Below are 21,476 nucleotides of genomic sequence, written 5' to 3'. Positions count from 1 at the left end.
TCGTCCGGGCCTGAGTGGACATGTGGGCGGACAGTGCGTCGGGACCGCCGACCAGTGTCGTCTGGACGCGTCGCCGCGTCGCGCGCATTCTCCTGTGACGGGTGTCCGAGCCACTGAGGTGGCCCGTCATTGAATCCACCGGAAATGCAGGAGAATTGCATCGAAATGTGGAGGAAGCTCGAAAACAATCAATGACAGAAGCGAATGTGTTGAAGCTGGGATGAATGCGTGCCGGGCCCCGCGAAAGGATCGCAGGGCCCGGCACGACATGCGGCGAGCGTCAGTTCAACGCACGCCGGATGGCTGTCTCGACCGCGCTGCTCACGGCGGAGGTGCCTCCGGCGATGCGGACGGTGCGTGGCGCATCCTTGTGGGTGAGGACCGCACGTGCCTCAGGGCTCAGCGTCTCGGGTCGGGTCAGAACCAGGACGCCGGTGTTCACGGCAGCCAGTGCGCCGCCGGACAGGGCGTCGGGGAAATTGGTCCCGCTGGCGACGACCACCCGGGAGGAGTCCGCCAGGAAGCGCGAGGCCACCAGCTTCGCGGTCTCGTATCGCGTCTGACCCACGTAGGTCTCCTGAGGAGCAAAGCCTGCCGAACGGGTGGCCGTGTTCGCCAGGCCTCCTGCAACCGCCAGGATGCGCTGCCCGCGGTCCTTCGTGAGGAAGGTGCGGGTGGCGGCGGGCATCGACGTGCCGTTGGTGAGGACCACGACGGATCGTGCCACGTCACTGACAGCGCCTGCGGCGAGGCCGTCGGGGTAGGACATGCCGTTGACGACGAAGACGCGGTCCACGCCGGGTCCGGAGACCATGGCTTCCCGGCTGATGTTCGCCGCCGTCTGGAAGCGGTCACCACCGGCAATGCGTCGCACCTTGAAGCCGGCCTTGGTCAGGGAGGCCTCAACGGAGGCGGGGACGGCGCCGGTGCCGCCGACGATCGTCACTCGGCGCGCCTCACGGGCCTGCAGCGCCTGCAGGACTGCAGGCTCCAGAGCGCCGGTGGAGGTGGTCAGGTACAGCGGTGCGAGCATGGCGCTGGCCAGGCCACCTGCGGCCAAGGCGTCCGGGAAGTCGCGGCCCGTGGCCAAGATGACTTCCGGAGAGGCGGGAGCCTCGCCGGCAAGGGCGATGGCGGTGGCCACGCGGTCGGTGCCCCACAGGCGTTTGATGTCGGCGGCGGGGTTCAGCGGGTCGGCAGGGGCCGGGGGCTCGGCCGCAGCAGGAGCCTCGGCCGGGTTGGCGGCGAATGCGATGCGCACGCGCGCGCCGGTGAGTGACTGGGCGGTGGGGGTCACCGTGAAGGCGCCGTCCAGTGCGGTGAAAGTCGAGTTGGTCGCCAGCCACGGGTAGTTGCCCGGGACTTCACCGGCCAGCGCCGGGCGGCGAAGGGTGACCACGTCGTGGTAGTGCTCGACCTCGCGCAGGACACGCACACCCGGGGCCTCGCTGATCCCGGCGGCAATCGAGGGGACGGCGTACACGGCGCGCGCGTCACGATCCTGTCCGGCACGGTACTCCACGGAGTACACCTTCCCCGTGTCGGGGTGGACCACCTCGACAAGGCGGGTCGCCGTGGACGAGGTCGACGTGCTGGGCACCAGATCGATGTCCTGGACGGCGCCGCCGGAGCGGGTCACGCGGCGGATCGTCGCTGCGGGGATCGCCCCCAGGCGCTTGCGGTGGATGGAGTTCAGCGAGGTCGGGGTGGACAGGGGCTGACCGTCGGCGCTAATGGGGTTCAGCGGGAAGCCCATCGAGTCGGCTCGGTCGCCGTAGGGGGCCTGCCGGCAGTCGGGGTTGGTCGGAGTGGACACGTCCCCGGATCCTTCGGTGAAGGCGCGGGTGTCCAGGTAGGGGACGGTCGCGGTGGTGCAGTCCAGCGTGCCGGAGTGGCCCAAGGAGATGTTGTGGCCGAACTCGTGCAGGAAGACCCTGTTGTGTTCGATCGCCCCGTGGTTGCCTCCACGGTCGGCCAGCCAGATGGCGCCGCCGCTGTCGGAGGTGGCCGCCGCACTCCAGTCGGCCAGGCCTTCTGCCGTGAAGCTGGGGCACGCGCCGTTTTGTTGGATGACCAGCAGATGCGTGGAGGGGGTCCGGCGGTAGTGGTCCATGGTCTGCCCGAAGCGGCCCGCCGCCCACTGCCACCTCTGGGCAGGGTTCAGGCAGTAGTTGACCTGGTCGGAGGATGCGGGCATCGGCTCGGAGCGGTAGTTGCCGACCGTGGCGGCAGCGATCTTGCCGGCGGTCTCCGCCTTGTAGTAGCTCCCCAGGTTGCCCACCAGGCGATCGATGGCGCTGCGATCAGGTGCGGCGCCGGTGGGGGAGGTCAGGTAGATGACGTCGAAGGTGTGCGTGGAGGCCTGAGCGGCGGCCCGGGTGGTCGAGGATTCCTGCGTGGGCGTGATCTCGACGGTGGGCAGGGCGGTTTCAGTGACAAGGGCCGCGCGGGCCAGCGCCTCGACCTGCGGGTCGGCGGAGGCCCCTTCAGAGGACGAATCCCCTGCGGAAGGCCCAGCATCGCCGGTCGTATCCTGTGTGGGGGCGGCGGCCTCGTCCTTGACCGCGTCGGGGACCGACACGGTCACGGCGGCCTGCACGCCGGAGGCGTCGATGACCTCTTCGCCGACCTCCAGGGGCAGGACCAGGCCTTCAGGGGTGGTCAGCGAGACCTCGACGACTCCTTCTTGCGAGGGGTCGGTGGCCGGGTCGGCGCGGGTGATGGTGATGACGCCGGTGACCTGGAGCGTGTCGGGAAGAGCGACGGCTGCGGGGGCGCCGTGTCCGGGGGCCTCCTCAGGAGTGTCCGCCAGAGCTGCGGGCGCAGCAGCGCCCAGCAGGGCAAGACAGAGCAATGAGGTCACGAGGGCGCGACCGCGTCGACGGGGTGTGTGCACAGGTTGTCCTTCCGCATGTGGGATCGTGGCAGCCTCCGGATCGCGGAGGTCAGGCCACATTCGAGCGTACGGATCGGTTCAGGGTGTGAACAGTCCCGCTGCGGCCGCCGGCGGGCGCTGAAACGGTTCGCCGAAGCGCCGAGGAGAGGATTTCCCTCTCGTTCCAAGACTTGACCAGTGTGATGCCAAGAACTGTTCCCAGTTGTCGTACACCTGTCCACAGGGGCGGGTCAGAGGCTGCGGCGGCCCATCCCGTCGAGCAGACGCCACGCTCCGGTGACGATCGCGAAGCCCAACAGGCCCTTGATGACACCCCCGGGGATGAAGGGGACCAGACCGGCCTGCAAGGTTGCGGCCAGCCCCATGGTCCTGCCCATGAGGAAGTGGAGAATGGCCCACATCCACGGCACTCCCACCGCGAAGGGGATGGCGGTGGCGATGCCGAAGGCCGCCAGTGATGTCCAGGTGCTGCGGTCCCAGCGGCGCTCGGCCAGGGCACCGATCACCCACGCGGCGGCCACGAAACCGACGATGAAACCGAAAGAGGGTTTGAGGATCGTGTGCGGCCCGCCCGTGAAGTCCGCGAACCAGGGCACGCCCGCCAGGCCCAGGCCCATGTAGGACAGCATCGACAAAGCGCCGCGCCTGGCACCCAGGGTCGCCCCCACCACCAGGACGCCGAGGGTCTGGCCGGTGATCGACACGGGCCACATCGGCACACTCACCTGGGCAAGGGCGCCGACCACGGCGGCTCCGGTGAGGACCAGGGCGACATCCTTGGCAATGGTTGCGGAACCGACCAGCCTGTCCGCCAGGACCGGAGCGAGGGTTCGGGTGGTTGCGGACATGGGTCCGTCCTTTCGTGTGAGGGTCTTGCCCGCCAGGGCAGAACAGGTGTGGGGTCGGGGGAGGCCCCGTCATCCAGGGCGCCCATCGGGGGGGACGAGGGCGAGGCAGGTGGCCATGGCGATCGCTCGGTCGCCGTCGTGCGACAGACTCAGCGACCACTCCAGTCGCGCCCCCAAGCGACGTGCCACGCGATCGAGCTCTTCCTTCACCCGCCCGTGGAAGCGCAGGTCCGGACGGTTCCACGCGTCGTGGACGACTTCGACATGAGCCCAGTCCAGCTCGGCTTCGGGCACGGCCGGCGCCTGCCCGAACACCAGGGTCGACCACGCTTTGACAGCGGCTTCCTTGGCCGCCCACCGCACCGCCAACGAAGCCGCCGCGGACTCGTGACGGTGGGCGTGGGACCACTCGCGGTCGGTGAAGACACGGGCGAAGGTGGAACCGGGCACGGCCAGCTGCTCGGCGAAGGCGGGGACGTCGACCAGGTCGATGCCCGTTCCCATGCCGACCAGCAGGCCGGCCCGGCCCACCCATGCGCTCATGCGGAGTAGACCCCGCCCTCGCCCAGACGCGAGGCCGGGTCGAGCAGCATCGACACCTCCGTGTCGTGGGCCTTGCCGCCGCCGGGCAGGCGACGACCCTCGACCGGCTCGAAGAGCGTGTCATGGCCGAGCATCGCCCGCTCGAAGCGGCCACGGCCCGCGGCAAGACGCGCGGTGGCGCGCTCACGCCACGCAGCTGCGGCCTCCTGGCCCCTCTCGGAGGCCAGAGCCACCTCGAAGGCCGTCGGGTGCGCCAGGGCCACCAGGGCCGAGACGTGGCCGAAGCCCAGCGAGGTGAGCACGCCCGCCTTGACGGGGGTGGCCGACACGTCCAGGGGACGACGCAGCCACACGAGGGGAGCGAAGGGCTTCATCTCCGGGTCCAGGCAGTCCAGGGCGCGGTTGCCTGGGATCACCTGGTCGCGGAAGATCTCGATCAGACCCGCCGTCTGGAACAGTGCGGCACCACCCTTGGCGTGGCCCGTCACCGTCTTCTGGCTGATGACGTGCAGCGGAGCGCCCGGCGTACGGCCCAGGGCGCGGCACAGGGTCGCATGCAGCTCCGCCTCGTTCGGGTCGTTGGCGCGAGTGGAGGTGTCGTGCTTGGAGACCACCGAGACGTCGTCGACGCCCAGGCCCAGGCCCTTCAACGCCCTCGCGTACTGCGAGGACGTGCCCGCACGCCCGGCGGCCATCGCCCCCAGGCCGGGGGCCGGGATGGAGGTGTGCGCGCCGTCGGCGAAGGAACGCACGTAGGCGACCACGCCGAGGACCGGCAGACCCAGGTCGGCGGCCACACTGCCTCGGGTCAGCAGCACGGTGCCGCCGCCCTCGGCCTCGAGGAAGCCCGCACGCCTGCGGTCGCCCGCACGACTGATGTGACGCTCGGAGATCCCTCGGCGCAGCAAGGCCGCCGTTTCGGCGGTGGCATTCATGTCACCGAATCCCGTCAGGGACTCCACCGAGATGTCGTCGATGCCGCCGGCCACGACGAAGTCCGACTTGCCCAGCAGGATCTTGTCCACACCCTCTTCGATGGAGATCGCGGCCGTGGCGCACGCGCCCACCGGATGGATCATCTGCCCGTAGCCGCCCACGTAGGCCTGCATGGTGTGCGCGGCGACCACGTTGGGCAGTGCCTCCTGCAGGATGTCCTGCGGGCGGTCCTCACCCAGGAAGCGGTCCAGGAAGACCTTGCGCAGCGACTCCATGCCGCCGATGCCTGTGCCCTGCGTGGAGGACACGTCGGCCGGGTGAACGGCGCGCAGCAGCTCCGCCGGGGTGAAACCGGAGGAGATGAAGGCGTCGACGGCGGTCACCAGGTTCCACACGGCGATCGGGTCCAAGGCCTCCAGCATCGAGGCGGGAATGCCCCACTTGGCCGGGTCGAAGTCGTCGGGCATCTGCCCGCCGACCGTGCGGGTCAGAGTCGCCCGTCGCGGCACGCGCACCGCTGAGCCGGCACTCTTGCGCACCATCCACTCGCCCCGCTCCTGGTCGAACCAGGTCTCGGTGTGCGTGGGATCGGCCTTCACATAGGCCTGGGCGTCCTGGCGGTTCAGGGCCGCGAACACCTGGTCGGAGCCCAGGTAGACGGTGGCCACGTCGTCGGAGCCGGCCTCGACAATGGCGGCATCGTCACTCAGGTGGCGGATGCCGGCCCGGGCGATGACCTGGTCACGGAAGCGGTCGTAGACGTCGGCCTCGGCCACCGGGTTGCCTTCGGCGTCGACCCAGCCTGCGGCGGGAGAGTCCGCCCAACGCACCAGACCCGTCATCCACGCCAGCTCCAGGACGCCCGCGGCAGTCAGGTCGATGGTGCCATCGGCCAATTCGGCCTGGTTGCGGGTACGGCCCGATCCCCAGGCGGAGACCTCGCCGATGCCGACGATGACCACCTGGTCGTCCAGCGCCGTGGTCACCTGACCCCAGTCGAGTCGTTCGGCCAGGGCCGGGCGGACGAGGTTCGGCAGGGCGGCGACGGTGGCCACAGCCTCTTCGGACGAGGTCGACTCCCCCTGGGCGCGGGCGCGCTCGCGTTCGGCGGCGGCCAGTGCGGGCAGGTCCAGTCCGGCCTCCGCCAAACCACCCGTCAGATCCGCGTCCACAGGAGCCTGGGCAGCGCGGGCCCGCGTGTCACGGCTGGCCAGGTCCACCAAGGAAGTGGCCACCTCCTCGGCAGTGAACACGTGGACGCCTGCGGCTTCGGCGGCAGGGACCAGGATGTCGTTGCCGCCCATGAGGGAAGTGCCCTTGACCCAGCCGATGCGCGGGTGGGCCAGGGTGACCCGCTCGGGCCAGCCGCGCTCGGTCGACCACTTGTTGACGATCGTGTCGAAGGCGGCCTTGGCCTCCGCGTAGGCGCCGTCACCGCCGAAGATGCCGCGGTTGGGTGAACCCGGCAGGACCACGTGCACGCGGTGCCCCACGGCCGTGGACACGTCCAGGGACGCCAGGCGGTCGATGGCGCGCTCCACGCTCCACAACAGCAGACGCTCCTGGGCGAGGGCGGCATGCGGCTCGGAACCCAGGAAGCCGTGCACCGAGGGCGCCGCGAAGGGGAAGAACAGGGTGGGCAGCAGCGCGGGCTTGACCACGGTGGTCGTGGCCCCCGCGGTCTCGGTCTGTTCCGCGCCGATCCAGGCGACCAGAGCATCCACGTCGCGGAAACTCGCCATGTTCGCCGGAACCAGCCACAGGGCGGAGTCCACGGAACCGTGGCGGCGGTAGAGCTCCTTGGCGAAGGCCAGACGGCGGTCGTCCACCCGCGAGGAGGTCATGACCACAGTGGCTCCGCCTTCGAGCAGACGCGCCACGACGGCGGCCGCGATCGAATTCGGGGCGGCACCGGTGACCAGAGCAACATCGGTGGAGAACTCGCCGCCGACCTGCGCCAGAGCGGCCCGGCGCACCTGGGTGAGGAACTCGCGGACCTCGCCCTCGGTGCGGGCCTCGTACCAGGTGGCGAGGTCGGCCAGGTTCTGGCCGGCCCCACGGAAGCCGTCCACGCGCAACTCGCCCACCGACAACTGGCCGGAGACCAGGCGGGCCAGGTCCTCGCGGGCGCTCGCCCACCGGTCATCCAGCAGGACAGCGCGTTCGGGCGCAAAGGCCGGGGCCACCGAGTCCACCCACTTCGGACCCAGTTCCGCCTCCACTGCCTCTGCCAAGGCGGACAGGTCCTCACCTGCGACCACGCTGGGACGCAGGTCCACACCGAGACGCTCGAGCAATTCGCGGGCCTGGGTGGCCAGCAGACCGTCCTTGCCGAGGATCTGCTCGGTCAGGGCGTTCAGGGCCGCCGAGTCGACAACCCCTGCGCCCTCGCCGCCGCCCGCACCGGGCAGGGCCACGGACACGCCGGCCCGCGCAGCCACGGCCTGGACGGCGGCGTCCACCAGGGCGTCGGCATCGCTTGCCGAGGCAATCGATGCGGGCAAGGTGCCCAAGGCGCCTCCGCGAACCGAGTCCCCGTCGCGGGTGCCCAGCAGCACCTCTGCTGCCACACGGTCCGCCCAGCCCTGGCCAAGACCCCACGCGCCCGTCACCCGGCTGGCGACATGCGTGGGGGCAAGGCCCGCACTGCCCAGCAGCTTGCGCAGGCGGGCGGTGATGGCCTCACCCAGGACCGGGCCGAAGGGCTTGTAGTTGCCGGCCGCCGAGTCGATGGTCGGCATCAGGGCGCCGATGGTCGCCTCGGCCGCGCCTTCAATGGTCGGCACGGACAATTCGGCCGCCATGTCCATGAGCAGCTGGTTGCGCTTGGAAGACACACCATTTGTCAGGGAGTCGACGGTGTCGCCGTCCTCCACCTGCTCGGGACGCAGCTTGTTGGCGTGGGCCAACAGGATCCGCACGGCCTCGGAGGCGCGCAGCGGCTTGTCGGGAACCTCCGCGCCGGACAGTGCACCGGCGGCGGGGGCAGCCGCGGGAGTCGGGGCGGCGGGCGCCGGGGCTGCGGGGGCGGATGAGGCAGGGGTCGCCTCGGCGGGAGCCTCGGTGGCGACCGGCTCGGCCACAGGGGAAGCGACCTCGTCCACGGGTGCCTGGACGACGTCCTCGGCGCGCACTCGGGCCGCGTCACGCTCACTGTTGAACACCTCGACCACGCGGCCACGGTGACGCGGCATCCGCAGCGTCTTCTCGGCCAGGTTCGCCAGCGTCGGTGCCGTGCCCAGACCCACCTCGACCAGGCGCTCCACGCCCAAGCCGCCCTGCTCACGGTCGGAGAAGAGCAGGTCCTGGGTCTCGATCCAACGCACGGGCGAGGCGAACTGCCAGGCGAGCAACTCGATGAGGAGCGTCCGGCCGGTGGCGGCCGGGTTCGCGGACGCCTTGGCCCAGTCCTCCACCAGACCCTGGACGGCTTCGGAGGGGACGACCTCCAGGATGGAGCGGGCGAAGTCCTCGCTCACCTCGAAGGGGCGTGCCACCAGGTTCGGCACATAGCGGCCCACCAGGACCTCCAGGTCCAGGTCGGCGGGGATCATCGCCTCCAGCCTGGTGCGGAAGGGTGCCACACCCGCGTGCAGGCGCGAGCTGTGGAAGGGCACGTCAATACCGGGGATCAGCATGAACGGCCGCTTGCCTCCGAAGGCGGCGGCGCGGCGGGCGGCGTCGGCGCCCAGCGCCTCCAGGCCCGCGATGGTTCCCGCCACCGCGTACTGGGTGTCCGCCAGGTTGAAGTTGACGATCTGCAGGAACTCGCCGCACTGCTCGGCCACGCCCGCCACGTACTCGCGCACGCCCTGGTCACCGACACCGAATTGGTTGGGACGAAGCGCCCCGAGACGGTAGTTCGACTGCCCCAACTCGTCGCGCTCGACCAGGTGGTGCATGGCGGAGCCGCGCTGGTAGACGATCTCCAGGACCTTCTCCAGCGGGAAGATGCGCGCGCAGGAAGCCAACGCGTTGTACTCGCCCAGCGAGTGTCCGGCGTAGATCGAAGCGTCCACGAAGGCGCCTCGCGCCCTGAGGTCCTCGGTCTGCGCGTAGGCCAGCGTGGCCAACGCGACCTGCGTGAACTGAGTGAGGTTCAGGACCCCGTCCGGGTGGCGCAGGACCTCGTCACCAATGTGCAATTCGGTCGGGTTGTCACGCACGATGGCCTCGATGGAGAAGCCCAGGTGTTCGCGGGTGTGGGTGTCGGCGCGGCGCCACACCTCACGCATGACGGGCGACATGTCCTCCATGCCCATGCCCTGACGCTGGATCCCCTGACCGGGGTAGACGTAGGCGGTGACCGGAGCGCGCACCAGCGCCTTGCCGATGGACACGACCTCGCCCTTGACACGGCAGGTGGCCTCCAGGGCAAGCAAGCCGCCGCTGCGCCCCACGCGCTCGACGGTGATCTCGACCTCGTCGGACAGGTCGACCATGCCGTGCATCTGGTAGGACCAGCCGATGATCTCCAAGGCCGGGGTGCGGGTACCGCGAATGATGCCCAGCGCCGCCTGCGCGTCCACGCCGGAGATCGACTCCGCCTCGATGACGTGCTGCGCGGTGGCCGACAGCCACATGCCGTGCACCAGCGGCGCATGCAGTCCCGACAGGCCGGCCGCCGCAGCCGAGGTGTGGATCGGGTTGAAGTCACCCGACACGTTGGCGAAGGCCGTCATGTCGGCCGGAGCCTTGACCAGGGCGCGGCGCACGAAGCTGCGGGTCGTGTCGGCAAGGTCCACGCCGAGGGCGTGGTCGGGGGCCGCCGAGGGCGGCTGGGTGGAGGCCACGCGGCCGCGGATCGCGAAACGCTCCGTGAGGTCCGCGAAGGGGACACCATCCACGGTCAACCGCAGTTCGACGCGCACGACGCGTCCTGCCGAGGACTCCGACAGCTCCGCGCAGCGGGAGACGACGTCCACGCGGGTGCCGGGCGCCGGAAGGGCCGAATGCAAGACGACCGTGTGGTCCAGGTGGACGGCGTTGACCAGGCCCTCGATGACGGGCACCCCGTCGTGGACGGCAGTGCCCAGAGCCGTGTAGATGGCGGGCCAGCACGGGCCCACCAGGGCGTCGGGGACCAGGTCGGTGAGTTCTGCCCGCAGGGCCCCGCCCGTGACCGCACCGTGGGCGCGGCCCAGATCCGCCGACAAGGTGAAATGGTCGCTGACGGTGCCGAAACCCTCATCCGGGGTCACGGCGGGCATGCGTTCGATGCGGTCACCGTTCACCGTCGTCGTACCCACGCCCGCCGCGCCGGCCAGCAGGTCGTAGGCGGACACGGACAGGCGTTCCATGTCGACCACGGGGAAGCCGCCGGTCGCGCACGAGGCCGGGACCTGAAGCGGAATGAGGATCTCGCGCACGGCGTGCGGCGCGTCGGTGCCCAGGCGGTCCCACGGGGTCTCACAGTGGACCAGGACGCCCACCCCGCCCTCGTCGATGACGATGGAAGTGGCGTCGGGCATGGCGTTGGCCGGGTTGGCCACCAGGTTGCCGGCCCATTGGATGGTCGGCACCGAACGCAGGAAGGTCTCCATGTCCGCGGCATTGCCGAAGCGCGACCACACGTGGCTCACGGGCGCGTCCGAAGCCTGCAGGTCCTCGACGATGGCGGCTTCGAAACGGGCGAAGAGGTCACCGACGGGCTCGTCGATGCGGTCGATGCCGGCCACCGAACGCGGCCCCGGGATGATGCGGACGGCGTCGGCGTCGAAACGGGAGTCGTGGGCCTGCCACAGGGTGTCGGTGCCCCACCAGCGGGCCAGTTCCGTGTCCAGGACCGGCACGAAGGGCATGGGCTTGTGGTGCTTGCGGCACAGCTCCGGGAACCATGCGGCGTCAGCCGGGGCGACCTTCGTCGTGGCGGCCTGCGGGTAGGCCTCCAGCAGGGTGGCCAGGGCCGCAGGAGCATCGTCAAGGGCGGCGCGGTCCGCGAACAGGGTCGGAACCTGGCCGTGGTCGGCCTGGTTCAGGCGGGCCTCGATGCGGTGGAACAGGTCCAGGACACGGTCCGCCCACGTCCAGTCGGCCCACGGGAAGGACAGGTCCACGACACGGGTGGCCCACTCGGCGTAGGTCATGGCCTCCACGTCACCGAAGTAGGGCTTGGCGGTGCGGCCCAGGGCGGCGATGAGCTCCTCACGGCGCTCGCGGATGAGCTCCAGGTCTCCGCCGAGGTCGTGGATCAACTTGGAGGCGCGCGAGGACGAGTTGTCGATCTCGTGCATGTCGGCGTCCAGGTGCGACAGGCCGGAGGTCATGCCGCCCTCGGTCAGGCCGCGACCCACCCAGCCGTCGCCCCCCACACCCGGGGTCTCCATGAGCAGCCTCTTGACCTGCGGCGAAGTGCGCGCCTCAAGGGTGGCCATGGCGGCAGTGCCCACCAGGACGGCGTCGACTGGCATGAGCGGACGCCCGTGGGCCAGGGCCCAGCGCCCACTCACGTAGCGGGCCGCATCAGCGGGGGTGCCGATGCCGCCACCCACGGCCAGGACCACTCCGGGGGTGGCGCGGATGCGCGCATAGGTGGCAAGCAGCAGGTCGTCAAGGTCCTCCCACGAGTGGTGGCCGCCCGAGTGACCGTCCTCGACCTGCAGGATCAGCTGGAAGTCGGGGTTCGCGTCGGCAATGTCCAAGCACTGGTTGATCTGGTCGATCGTGCCGGGCTTGAGGCAGATGAAGCTGAATCCGTCGGCGCGCAGTTGATCGAGCAGCTCGGCGGCCTCGTCCAGTTCGGGAATGCCGGCCGCGATGGTCACCGCGTCGATGGGGGCACCGGCACGGCGCGCCTTCGGGACGATGCGGTTGACACCGAATTGCAGATTCCACATGAAGCGGTCGAAGAACATCGTGTTGAAGCCGGCGGTGCGACCCGGCTCCAACAGGCGGGCAAGACCCTGACGGTTCTCGGTGAAGACCTCTTCGGAGTACTGGCCACCGCCAGCCATCTCCGCCCAGTTGCCGGCATTGGCGGCGGCAGCGACGATCTCGGGCCACACGGTGGTCGGGGTCATGCCGGGCAGGATGATGGGGGACTTGCCGGTCAGGCGCGTGAACGCCGTGTCCACCACGGTGCGCCCGTCGGGCAGCTCGACCAGCCTGGGGGCGAAGGACTGCCAGGAGACGGGCCGGGGAACCTCGTTGCCGGGCAGGTCAAGGCTCGTGCGGGCCGCCCGTGTGGACGCATCCACCACGGCGGCGCCCGTGCCGGCCAGCAGAGGCGCGGTCAGGCGGCCGACCATCGGGGTCGGGCCCAGGTCCAGGAACCATGTGACACCCTGCTCGCGGGCGGAGGCGACCTCAGCCGCCCAGTCGGTGGGCTCGACGAGGATCTGCGAAGCCAAGTCGTGGGCCAGCTGCGCGTCGAAACCCTTCCCGGCCTCGTTCAGGCGCGCCACCCACTGGTCGACAAGGGTCAGGGCGTCGGCCAGCAGAGGCGAGTGGAAGGGGGCGTCCACCGGCAGGAAGTCGAAGACGGCCTCGACCGGGGAACCACCGTGCACGTGGGAGTCCAACTCCGTGTTGTAGGCCTCGACGCGCGCCCGAATGAGTCGCCGTGCGGCCTCCAGGTCGGCCGGGGTGCCCGACAGGACCTGCGCGGTGCGGCCGTTGACCACGGCGACGTTCACGCCTTCGCACTGCGCCAAGGCCGAGTCCAGCAGGTCGGAGGGCACTCCGCGCACCGACAACATCGGGGTGGCGCCTGAGCGGGCCTGGCCGCCCGAACGGAAGGTCACGTGCTGGGCGGCAGCGCCGATGATGCCTGCCAAGGCCAGGACCTGCACGATCCCGTCCTCGTCCTCGGCGATGTGCGCGGCAGTCAGGGCCACACCCAGGACGCCCTGCGAGTGGCCCAGGACCGTCATGGGACGGGTGGAACGCAGGTCCAGGCCGGTGCCCTCCAGGTCCAGCAAAGCCCCGTACTGGGCCAAGGCGATGCCCGCCCCTGAGACGGAGGGCGCGGTGTCGATGTCCTCGTCCGTGCTGCCGCCGGCCATGAGGGCGTCCAGGCGCTCGGAGGCGCCGGGCGCATGGGTCAGCAGGTCCAGGGCGATGGGGGCCACGCGGGCACGGGCGGCGTGGTAGACGGCGCGCAGACGCTCACCCTGGGTGGGCAGGGCCAGGCAGGAGTCGAGGACGGCGCGCCAGGCGCTGCCCTGCCCGCCAAGGACCAGTGCGAAGTCGTCGGTCAGGGTGGTGAGGAAGCTGGTCATCAGGGTTTCCCGTCTGTGTGGGGCTGGTGGGGTCGGTACGTGTGTGGGGCCGGCTCGTCAGGCCAGGTCACATGGGGGCGTTGTCGTGGACGCGGGGGCTGTGGACGCTGCGGTCCTTCGTGGCGAGGGCGTGCAGCGAGCGGGCGATGGCCTCTCGGGTCCGGCTCGGTTCGATGAGCCCGTCCAATTGGCCGCCTCGCAGCGACAGATTCGGGTTGACGGACTGCTTCTCGTACATGGCCTGGTAGTGGGCGCGCTGTTCGGCCACATTGCGTCCCTCCTGGCCGGCCTTGGCCAACTGGCGGCGGAAGACGATGTCGACGGCGCCCTCGGATCCCATGACGGCGATCTGCGAGGCCGGCCACGAGTAGTTGACGTCCGCGCCCAGCGACTTCGAGCCCATGACGATGTACGCACCGCCGTAGGCCTTGCGGATGATGACGGTGACCAGGGGCACCGAGGCCGTCGCGTAGGCGGTGATGAGCTTGGCGCCGCGGCGGATGATGCCCGCGCGCTCCTGCTCCGAGCCGGGCCGGTAGCCGGGCACGTCCACCAGGGTGACGATGGGGATGCCGAAAGCGTCGCAGAACTGGACGAAACGCGCCGCCTTCTCCGAGGCGTCCACGTCCAGGGTGCCCGCGTCGTTGAGCGGCTGGTTCGCGACAATGCCGGCAGGGCGTCCCTCGAAGGAGGCGAAACCGATGAGGATCGAGGGCGCGAACAGGGGCTGGACCTCCAGGAACTCCTCGTTGTCGGCCAGCGTCTGGATGACCTCGACCATGTCGTAGGCCTGCTTGGGGGACTCCGGCACCAGGTCGCCCACATTCGCGGCCTCCGGCGGCGTGTCGGTGGCCGGGTCGAAGTGGAACAGGGGAGGGGCCTCCTGGCAGTGCGAGGGCAGGTAGGACAGGAGGGTCTTGGCGTAGTCCAGGGCCTCGTCCTCGTCCTCGGCAAGGAAGTGGGCCACGCCGGAGATCGTGTTGTGCAGGTCCCCGCCACCCAGGTCCTCGGCGGCGATGTCCTCACCCGTGGCGGCCTTGACCACCGTGGGGCCGGTGACGAACATGTACGACGACTTCTTCGTCATGATGATGAAGTCGGTCAGTGCCGGGCCGTAGACGGCGCCACCGGCGCACGGGCCCAGGATGATCGAGATCTGCGGGACCACGCCGGAGCATTCGGTGGCCTTCTTGAAGATCCGCCCGTACTGGGCCAGGGCCATGACACCCTCCTGGATGCGGGCGCCGCCCGAGTCCAGGATGCCGATGATCGGGATGCGCAGGTTCATCGCCGAATCCATGATGTGCAGGATCTTGTCGCCCTCGACCTGGCCCAGGGTGCCACCCATGATCGAGAAGTCCTGCGAGTAGACGGCCACCTGCCGTCCGTCGATCGTTCCGACGCCGGTGATGACCGCCGACCCCAACTCGCCCTTGTCCATGTCGCCGCCGGCGAAACGGTTGAGTTCGGTGAAGGAGCCCTCGTCCAGCAGTTCCTTCACGCGCTCGCGTGCGGTGCGGCGCCCGTGCGGGTGCTGACGCTGGCGGGCGCGCTCCTCCGCCGCCTCGATGATCGCGCGGCTCTTGGCCACGAAGTTGGCACGTGAGGTGACTTCGACCTGTTCGAGCGCCACGTCCTGTGAACTCATGCCTGGTCCTCCTTCGCGTTCTCGCCCTCACCGGGGGTGATGGTCACCATGAGGTCGCCTGCCTTGACGGTGGCGCCCGCCTGGACGTGGATGGCGCTGACAGTGCCGTCGGCGTGGGCGTGGATGGGCTTCTCCATCTTCATGGACTCCAGGACCACCACCAGGTCCCCGGCGCGCACCTGGGCGCCGACCTCGGCGACGACGCGCACGACGGTGGCCTGGATGGGGGCGTGCAGGGAGGGAGTGCCTGCGGCGGCGCCCTCGTTGCCACGTGCCCGTCCGCGACCGCGAAGGGTCTGGCGGCGCACGGGCACGGCCGCCCCTGCGGGCAGGGCCGCCGGGCTGCGCCCGAACATTCCTTCGGGGACCTTCAGCGTCATGCGCTGGCCCCCCAATTCGATGACGAAGGACTCCGTGGGGGCCAGCCCCACCGGAACGCCGCCGGAGGGGGTGGTGGGGGGCACATGCGTTCCGGCCGCGTCGGCAAGGGTCTGCTTGACCTGGTCCAGCAGACCCCGCTCCTCCATCCACTTCGTGTGAACGGCGAAGGGGTGGTCCCCGCGCGGCCACACGGGGGACGAGGACGGGGCGGCCTCCACATCCTCGTCACTGGCGTGGGCCCAAGGCGAGTCCGGCCCGCAAAAGTCCGGGTGGGTGAGGATGTGGGTGAGCAGCGGCGAGGAGGTCGGCAGGCCCTCGACCTCGAATTCGTCGATGGCGCGCAGCAGGCGGGCAAGGGCCTCACGGCGGGTCGGCGCGGTGACGATGAGCTTGGCGATGAGGGAGTCGAAGTCGGATCCGATGACGTCGCCGGGACGCACGAAGGAGTCGACGCGCACCCCCGGGCCGCCCGGCCACGTGATGGCGCTGATCGCGCCGGTGGCGGGCATGAGGTCGTCCGCGGGGTTCTCCGAGGTGATGCGCACTTCGAAGCTGTGGCCGCGGGGTCGACCCAGAGGGGTCAGGGTTCGGCCTTCGGCAATGCGGATCTGTTCGCGCACCAGGTCGATGCCGGCGACCTCCTCGGAGACCGTGTGCTCGACCTGCAGGCGCGGGTTGACCTCCAGGAAGTAGGCGGAGCCGCCGGAGGGGACAAGGAACTCGCAGGTGCCCACACCCACGTAGTCGACGGCCTCGAAAAGACGCCGGGAGTACTGGCGAAGGTCGGCGTCCACCGATTCGGGCAGGTGTGGGGCGGGTGCTTCCTCGACGACCTTCTGGTTGCGACGCTGCACCGAACAGTCGCGAGTGGTCACCACCTGGAAGTTGCCGTGGGCGTCGCGGGCGCACTGGGTCTCGACGTGGCGAGCACCACGGACCATCTTCTCCACGAAACAGCCGGCCAGGGCCTCGGGGCCGGGCAGGTCCTGGATGAAGCGGGTGACGTCCTCGTCGCTGTCGAAGCGGGTGATGCCGCGCCCCCCGCCCGCGTCCGCGCGCTTGACCAGGACGGGGTAGCCGGCCTGGGCGGCGAAGGACAGCAGTTGGGTGCGGGCGCCTTCAGGGTCGCCGTGCAGCTGCCCGCCGGGCACCACGGGCACGTCCACGGATGTGGCGATCGCGCGGGCCGAGATCTTGTCACCCAGGGACCGGATGGCCTCGGCCTTGGGGCCCAGCCACACCAGGCCCGCGTCGGTGACGGCCTGGGCGAAATCGGCGTTCTCCGACAGGAACCCGTACCCGGGGTGGACGGCGTCGGCGCCACTGCGCGCGGCGGCGTCCAGGATTGCTTCGGAGTTCAGGTAGGTCTGGGCGGGCACCGCGCTGCCCAAGGCCAATGCCTCGTCGGCAAGGTCGCATGCCTGGGAGTTGATGTCCTGGTCGGAGTAGACGGCAACGGAGGCGATGCCGAGTTCGCGCGCCGTACGCACGACACGGACGGCGACTTCGCCTCGGTTGGCGACCAGTACCTTGCGGATCCGGCGCGTGGGAGCGGCGTGGGTCCCGATGTCGGTCATCGGTGAGCTCCTTCCTGTGAGTCTGCGGGGGCAGGTGTGGGGGCGCCGGACCCGTCGAGGGCGGCGGGGGCGGTGTCGTCGGCGGATGCGGGGTGGGAGGGGTCGGGGTTTCCGGCCGGGTCGGACAGTGGGCCCGGGTGCGTGGGCAGGTCCACGTCGCCCACGGTCACGAGGGTGCGGGTCCCGCCCTCGTCGACGACGAGGGCCCCGTCACCGTCCACACCCACGGGGATGACGTGACGCAGTGATGCGTCGGGGGAGTGCACGGTGGTGGGCTGGCCGATTCCCACGAGGCGGCGCGTGTACTCCTCACGCCAGGCCCCGGGGTGGCCCCGGTCGAGCAGTTCCCTCAGCTCATGCAGGTAGGCGGCCAGGATCGACTCGCGCAGGCGCGTGTCGTCGCTCCAGGTGGTGGGGACGTCAAGGGCGCCGGCGAGCGCGCCCGCTTCGGCAGGTACGTGGCGAACGTTCAGGCCGACTCCGACGGCGACGAGATGACTGCATGGGGACTCCTCGACAGATGTGATGGGATTGTGGGGGTCCTCCGCCGGGCAGGTGGTGCCCAGGTGCTCGCAGAGGATGCCGCAGACCTTGCGGCCGTTGACCAGGACGTCGTTGGGCCACTTGAGGTCGGCGTCGACCCCATGCGATCCGAGGGAGCGCGCCACAGCCAGTCCTGCGACCAGCGTGGTCCACGAGAGCACGTCGTCCTTGACCTGCACCAAGGTGGCGGCCAGCAGCGCGGACCCGTCCTGGTCGACCCAGGTGCGTCCCGAGCGGCCGCGTCCGCGCACCTGGTGGATGGCGGTCACGGTGGTCCACGGGGCGAGGTCGGGGTTCTCGTCCAGGCGCTGGGCCAGGACGTCGAGGGTCGACGTGACTGTCCCGAAGCGGAGGACGAGGGCGGAGTCGTGCGGCTGGCTCATCACCGTCAATGTTTGGAGAAGGCGCGTCCAAGAACAAATACACCGATGTATCCGGGGCGGAATCGCGCCGAAAAGTCGGGGTGCTGGGGTGGTGGCAGGGACACGGGGGGGGCGGGGCCACTGCGTTCACATGCCCCACCGAGTCCGAGCGGACCAGGATCGGCAGGCTGGAGCGCTGCCGAAACGTTCGGACAAAAGGTTGACCTCATTGGCCATGAAGGGGTCTCCCGCGAGTGCGCCTCTTCCTCGCCGTTGGCGCTGACCTTGCGCGTTGGCATGGTGCCTGCGCCCAGGCGCGCTTCCACACGCGATCCCCGCGTCGCGAGGAGAGCCTGCGGTAACGCGGATCGACGGGGGCCGGCTGAGTCGAGGCAAGTGGGGGAGCTGCGTGCGCTGAGGGGGGGGGAGCCTCATGAGCCGGACGTGCCCCGCGCGCTGACGAGGGAAGCCCATTCGGCTTCCGGACTGGAACCGTCGTCCGACCCGGCACCTGTGCGACGGTGGGCATTGCGGGACCGTTACGATGATTGTCGCCGTCTCCAGCCATGCGGCCACGTGAGGCAACGGGGCGCCGGAGAGCTCGGAGAGGTGTAGGAACGAGGAACATGCCCCAATCACTGCCAGCGCCACCCTCAGCATCCGCCGACCCGTGACCTCACGTTGCGCAGTTGCATCCGCCACGTCGGAAATGATGGGAACAGGCGGAGCGTCGGCCTCCCAGGACAAGCGCAGGAACGGGTCGGCGCTCACTGGTCCACCACCGAAGCTCCTTGGTTCCAGCGCTCCTGCTGTTGCTGGTGTCTGAGGGCCTCTTGGCGAAACAGTCCGGTGCTGAAGGCAATGGCCGCACACAGCGCACGGAGACCGCGTCCACGAGCTGGTCGTCGTAGGCGTAGGGCATCGACGCGCCTCCTCCAGCTCTGGTCCGCACCCCCGTTCCGGGCGGCGGGTGGTCGTCCGCAAAGTTAGTCTAGTCAATGAGAAATTCGAACGACGGTTCCAGGGACCGCCAGGAGGAGTGCACATGTACACCGCGGAGTACGTCGCCGTCATCCGACGCGAGGGTGGAGCGACCGTCAATGGGGTTGCCGTCGAGATGGTCGATCCGAATGTGTACGTCTCCGTCTTCGAACACTTGGCGACATTCGCCCGCACTCTCGGGCACCCCGTCCTCGTGTGGGGCATGGACGAAACCCAAGGTGGCGCCGGATCATGGTTCACCGTCGACCAACAGGCCAATGCGCTCGAAGCCGCACCCCCCGTGGAATCGGCCGAAGCGACCCGAGCCGCGTACGCCAACCCGAAAGGGGCTCGGTCAGCCCCACCGGCGCAGCCCGAGGTAGGGCTGGCCGCAGGCGTCGGAAGTCCTGCGGTCGGCCAGGATCCAGGCGCGCCTTCCACACTCGCTGTTGATGAGCCACTGCTGGTGCGCCCGCCGCGTGCCGTCCCCCGTGAAGGACTGCGCGGTGCCCTGTACCGCCTGTCCGGAGGCAGCGTGAACCTGGGGCAGAGCGCACTGGAGAAGGCCGAGGTCGAAAGGAACGCGCGGATCAGCCGGATCATCCAGCAGCCGCGCACCACCGCATTCCTGTCCTTCAAGGGGGGAATCGGCAAGACTTCGACAACCGTGGGTGTGGGATTGACCCTGGCGGCTCTGCGTGGAGCGCCGCCGGTGGCCGTGGACGCCAACCCTGACTCCGGCGACCTGGCGGAGAGGCTCTTGGGTGAGGACGAGTTGCTGCGCGTCAATCCGCGTACGATCTCCGACTTGGTCCGTGAGGTCAAAGGGGTCCGCGACTGGGCGAACCTGTCGGAGTACATCATCCAGATCGATCGCCTGCACGTCCTGGCCGGCGAACAGGATCCGGCCGTGTCGGACAGTCTCACCGCAGGGGACTTCGCTGCTGTGCACGACCTGCTGCGCCGCTTCTTCTCGATCATCCTGGTCGACTGCGGCACGGGCGTCACCCACAATGCGATGTCGGGGATCCTGGATCGCTGCGATTCGGTGGTCATTGCCGCCAGCTACGCGGTTTCCGGTGCCAAGCGTGCCGCCCGCACCGTCGACTGGCTTGCCCAGCACGGATACCAGCGTCTGGCGCAGGAGGCCGTGGTGGTCCTGTCCGACAAGGACGGGGTGACGACCCGCGTCCAGAAGGAAGCGATTCGCCAGTACTTGGCCCAGCGTTGCCGCAGTGTCGTCATCGTCCCGAATGACCCGGCTGTGGCCGACGGTGACCGGATCGACCTGGCCAGGGTGCGTCCGGCCACGCGTCTTGCCTGGTCTGAGGTGGCTGCGACGATCGTCGACGGATTCCACTGAGCCTGCTCGGCGGCGCCCGAGGGACGCCGACCCGTTTTCGTCCCACCTGCGCCGGACGGAGGCGGATGTGACCATACCTGCCCGGCTGCTGGCGTGAAGTCATGTTCCTCGTGTGTGAACACTCGGGGTCACTGACATGGACTCTTTTGCCGTCGAGGAGGGCGCTCCCGTGTTCCTCAAGATGACTGACAAAGCGCTTCCCGATTCGGCAAGGTTGGGCAGGGTCAGGCGGACATGTCTGCGGCATTCACCACCGACACCGAAGAGTCGGAGCGGACGATCCAGTCGGCGTCGATGTGGCGCCAGAATCGTGCGGCGGCGACCGTCATGCTCACGAGGTCGGGGGTGACCACTGCCGGACGGCGGCCCGGGTCCTGGCCAAGGCGACGACCTCGTCGAATTGGCGCTGCAGACCGGGTTCGACCATGTCGATGAGCTCCCGGCGACTCATGGACGCCAGAGGCTCCAGGTTGACGATGTAACGCATGACGGCGATACCGAACATGGAGCCCAGCATCGCTTCGATGCGGGCGAGAACCGCCGGGTCCTCGGCCACACCCAATGACTCCAACCACTGGCCCAGGATCTCTTCGCGGTACCACGTGCGGAATCGCTGGGTGGTGGCGCTGTCGGTGATGAGGGCACGCATCAGGGCTTCCATGGTCTCGCGTGAAAGGCGCTGCTCGTACAGGTCCAAGCCGCCTTCGAGAAGGCGTCTGGCCAGGCCGTCGAGCCCCTCATTGGCGCGGGTGAGGATGAGTTCCGTGGGGTCCTCGGGCAGGTTGAAACAGGCGCGGAACAACTGCTGCTTGCTACCGAAGTAGTAGGTGACCAGGGCCGGGTCGCATCCGGCTGCCGCGCCGATGGAGCGGATGGTCGTGGCCTCGTAACCCAGTGTGGAGAACTGCTCGCGGGCGCAGGTCAGGATCGTCTCGCGCATCTGGCCGCGGCGGGCACGTGGGCCCCGCCCGGATTTGGGCAAGCCTTTGGTTCGAATTTCTGAGGAGGAATTTTCAACCTCCCCCGCGCGAACCCCGCCCTCGTCGTCAGGGAAATTTCTGCGATTCTCCGGGCGTTTCCTCCTTGATGCAGTCACCGCCACCCCTCTCATTTCAACGCCGTTGAAACTCAGTGTGGTCCCTCGTAACGTCGATCACAACCCCCGGACAGGTGGAGGTG

The 21,476-nt window shown here is 69.6% G+C and carries 9 protein-coding genes; 1 reads left to right on the top strand and 8 read right to left on the bottom strand.

Annotated elements, in window-relative coordinates; genetic code table 11:
* Positions 1–280 precede the first annotated feature (280 nt).
* From I6B53_RS10070 to I6B53_RS10040, 7 genes are all read right to left on the bottom strand, one after another.
* Positions 281–2,896, bottom strand: coding sequence for a cell wall-binding repeat-containing protein (locus I6B53_RS10070; RefSeq protein ID WP_216764087.1), 2,616 nt, complete (start codon positions 2,894–2,896; stop codon positions 281–283).
* Positions 2,897–3,126: 230 nt separating this feature from the next.
* On the bottom strand, positions 3,127–3,744 hold the full coding sequence (locus I6B53_RS10065; RefSeq protein WP_216764086.1) for a biotin transporter BioY: 618 nt from the start codon (positions 3,742–3,744) through the stop codon (positions 3,127–3,129).
* A 69-nt stretch (positions 3,745–3,813) separates the two neighbouring features.
* Complete coding sequence (locus tag I6B53_RS10060) at positions 3,814–4,287, bottom strand: holo-ACP synthase (RefSeq protein WP_253953867.1); 474 nt, start codon at positions 4,285–4,287, stop codon at positions 3,814–3,816.
* On the bottom strand, positions 4,284–13,442 hold the full coding sequence (locus tag I6B53_RS10055) for a type I polyketide synthase (protein ID WP_216764085.1): 9,159 nt from the start codon (positions 13,440–13,442) through the stop codon (positions 4,284–4,286). Before I6B53_RS10055 ends, I6B53_RS10060 begins: the two co-directional genes overlap by 4 nt.
* Before the next feature lie 67 nt (positions 13,443–13,509).
* Positions 13,510–15,090, bottom strand: a complete 1,581-nt coding sequence (locus I6B53_RS10050) for an acyl-CoA carboxylase subunit beta (protein WP_216764084.1) — start codon at positions 15,088–15,090, stop codon at positions 13,510–13,512.
* Positions 15,087–17,048, bottom strand: a complete 1,962-nt coding sequence (locus tag I6B53_RS10045) for a biotin carboxylase N-terminal domain-containing protein (RefSeq protein ID WP_216764083.1) — start codon at positions 17,046–17,048, stop codon at positions 15,087–15,089. Before I6B53_RS10045 ends, I6B53_RS10050 begins: the two co-directional genes overlap by 4 nt.
* The gene (locus tag I6B53_RS10040) at positions 17,045–17,974 is read right to left on the bottom strand and encodes a biotin--[acetyl-CoA-carboxylase] ligase (protein WP_216764082.1); all 930 of its coding nucleotides are present in this window, start codon (positions 17,972–17,974) and stop codon (positions 17,045–17,047) included. The genes I6B53_RS10045 and I6B53_RS10040 overlap by 4 nt, the downstream gene beginning before the upstream one ends.
* Positions 17,975–18,998: 1,024 nt before the next feature.
* On the opposite strand from I6B53_RS10040, the gene I6B53_RS10035 reads away from it, so the two are divergent.
* The gene (locus I6B53_RS10035; protein ID WP_216764081.1) at positions 18,999–20,297 is read left to right on the top strand and encodes a MinD/ParA family protein; all 1,299 of its coding nucleotides are present in this window, start codon (positions 18,999–19,001) and stop codon (positions 20,295–20,297) included.
* A 331-nt stretch (positions 20,298–20,628) separates the two neighbouring features.
* Here the strand turns inward: I6B53_RS10035 and I6B53_RS11230 are convergent, their stop codons facing one another.
* A complete protein-coding gene (locus I6B53_RS11230; RefSeq protein WP_216764080.1) occupies positions 20,629–21,237 on the bottom strand; it encodes a TetR family transcriptional regulator in 609 nt (202 codons plus the stop codon).
* Between the last annotated feature and the right edge of the window lie 239 nt (positions 21,238–21,476).

This window comes from Schaalia sp. 19OD2882 (assembly GCF_018986735.1).
Lineage (GTDB): Bacteria > Actinomycetota > Actinomycetes > Actinomycetales > Actinomycetaceae > Pauljensenia.
The sequence above is the reverse complement of the archived record's forward strand: the minus strand, read 5'-3'. Positions and strand labels throughout refer to the sequence as shown.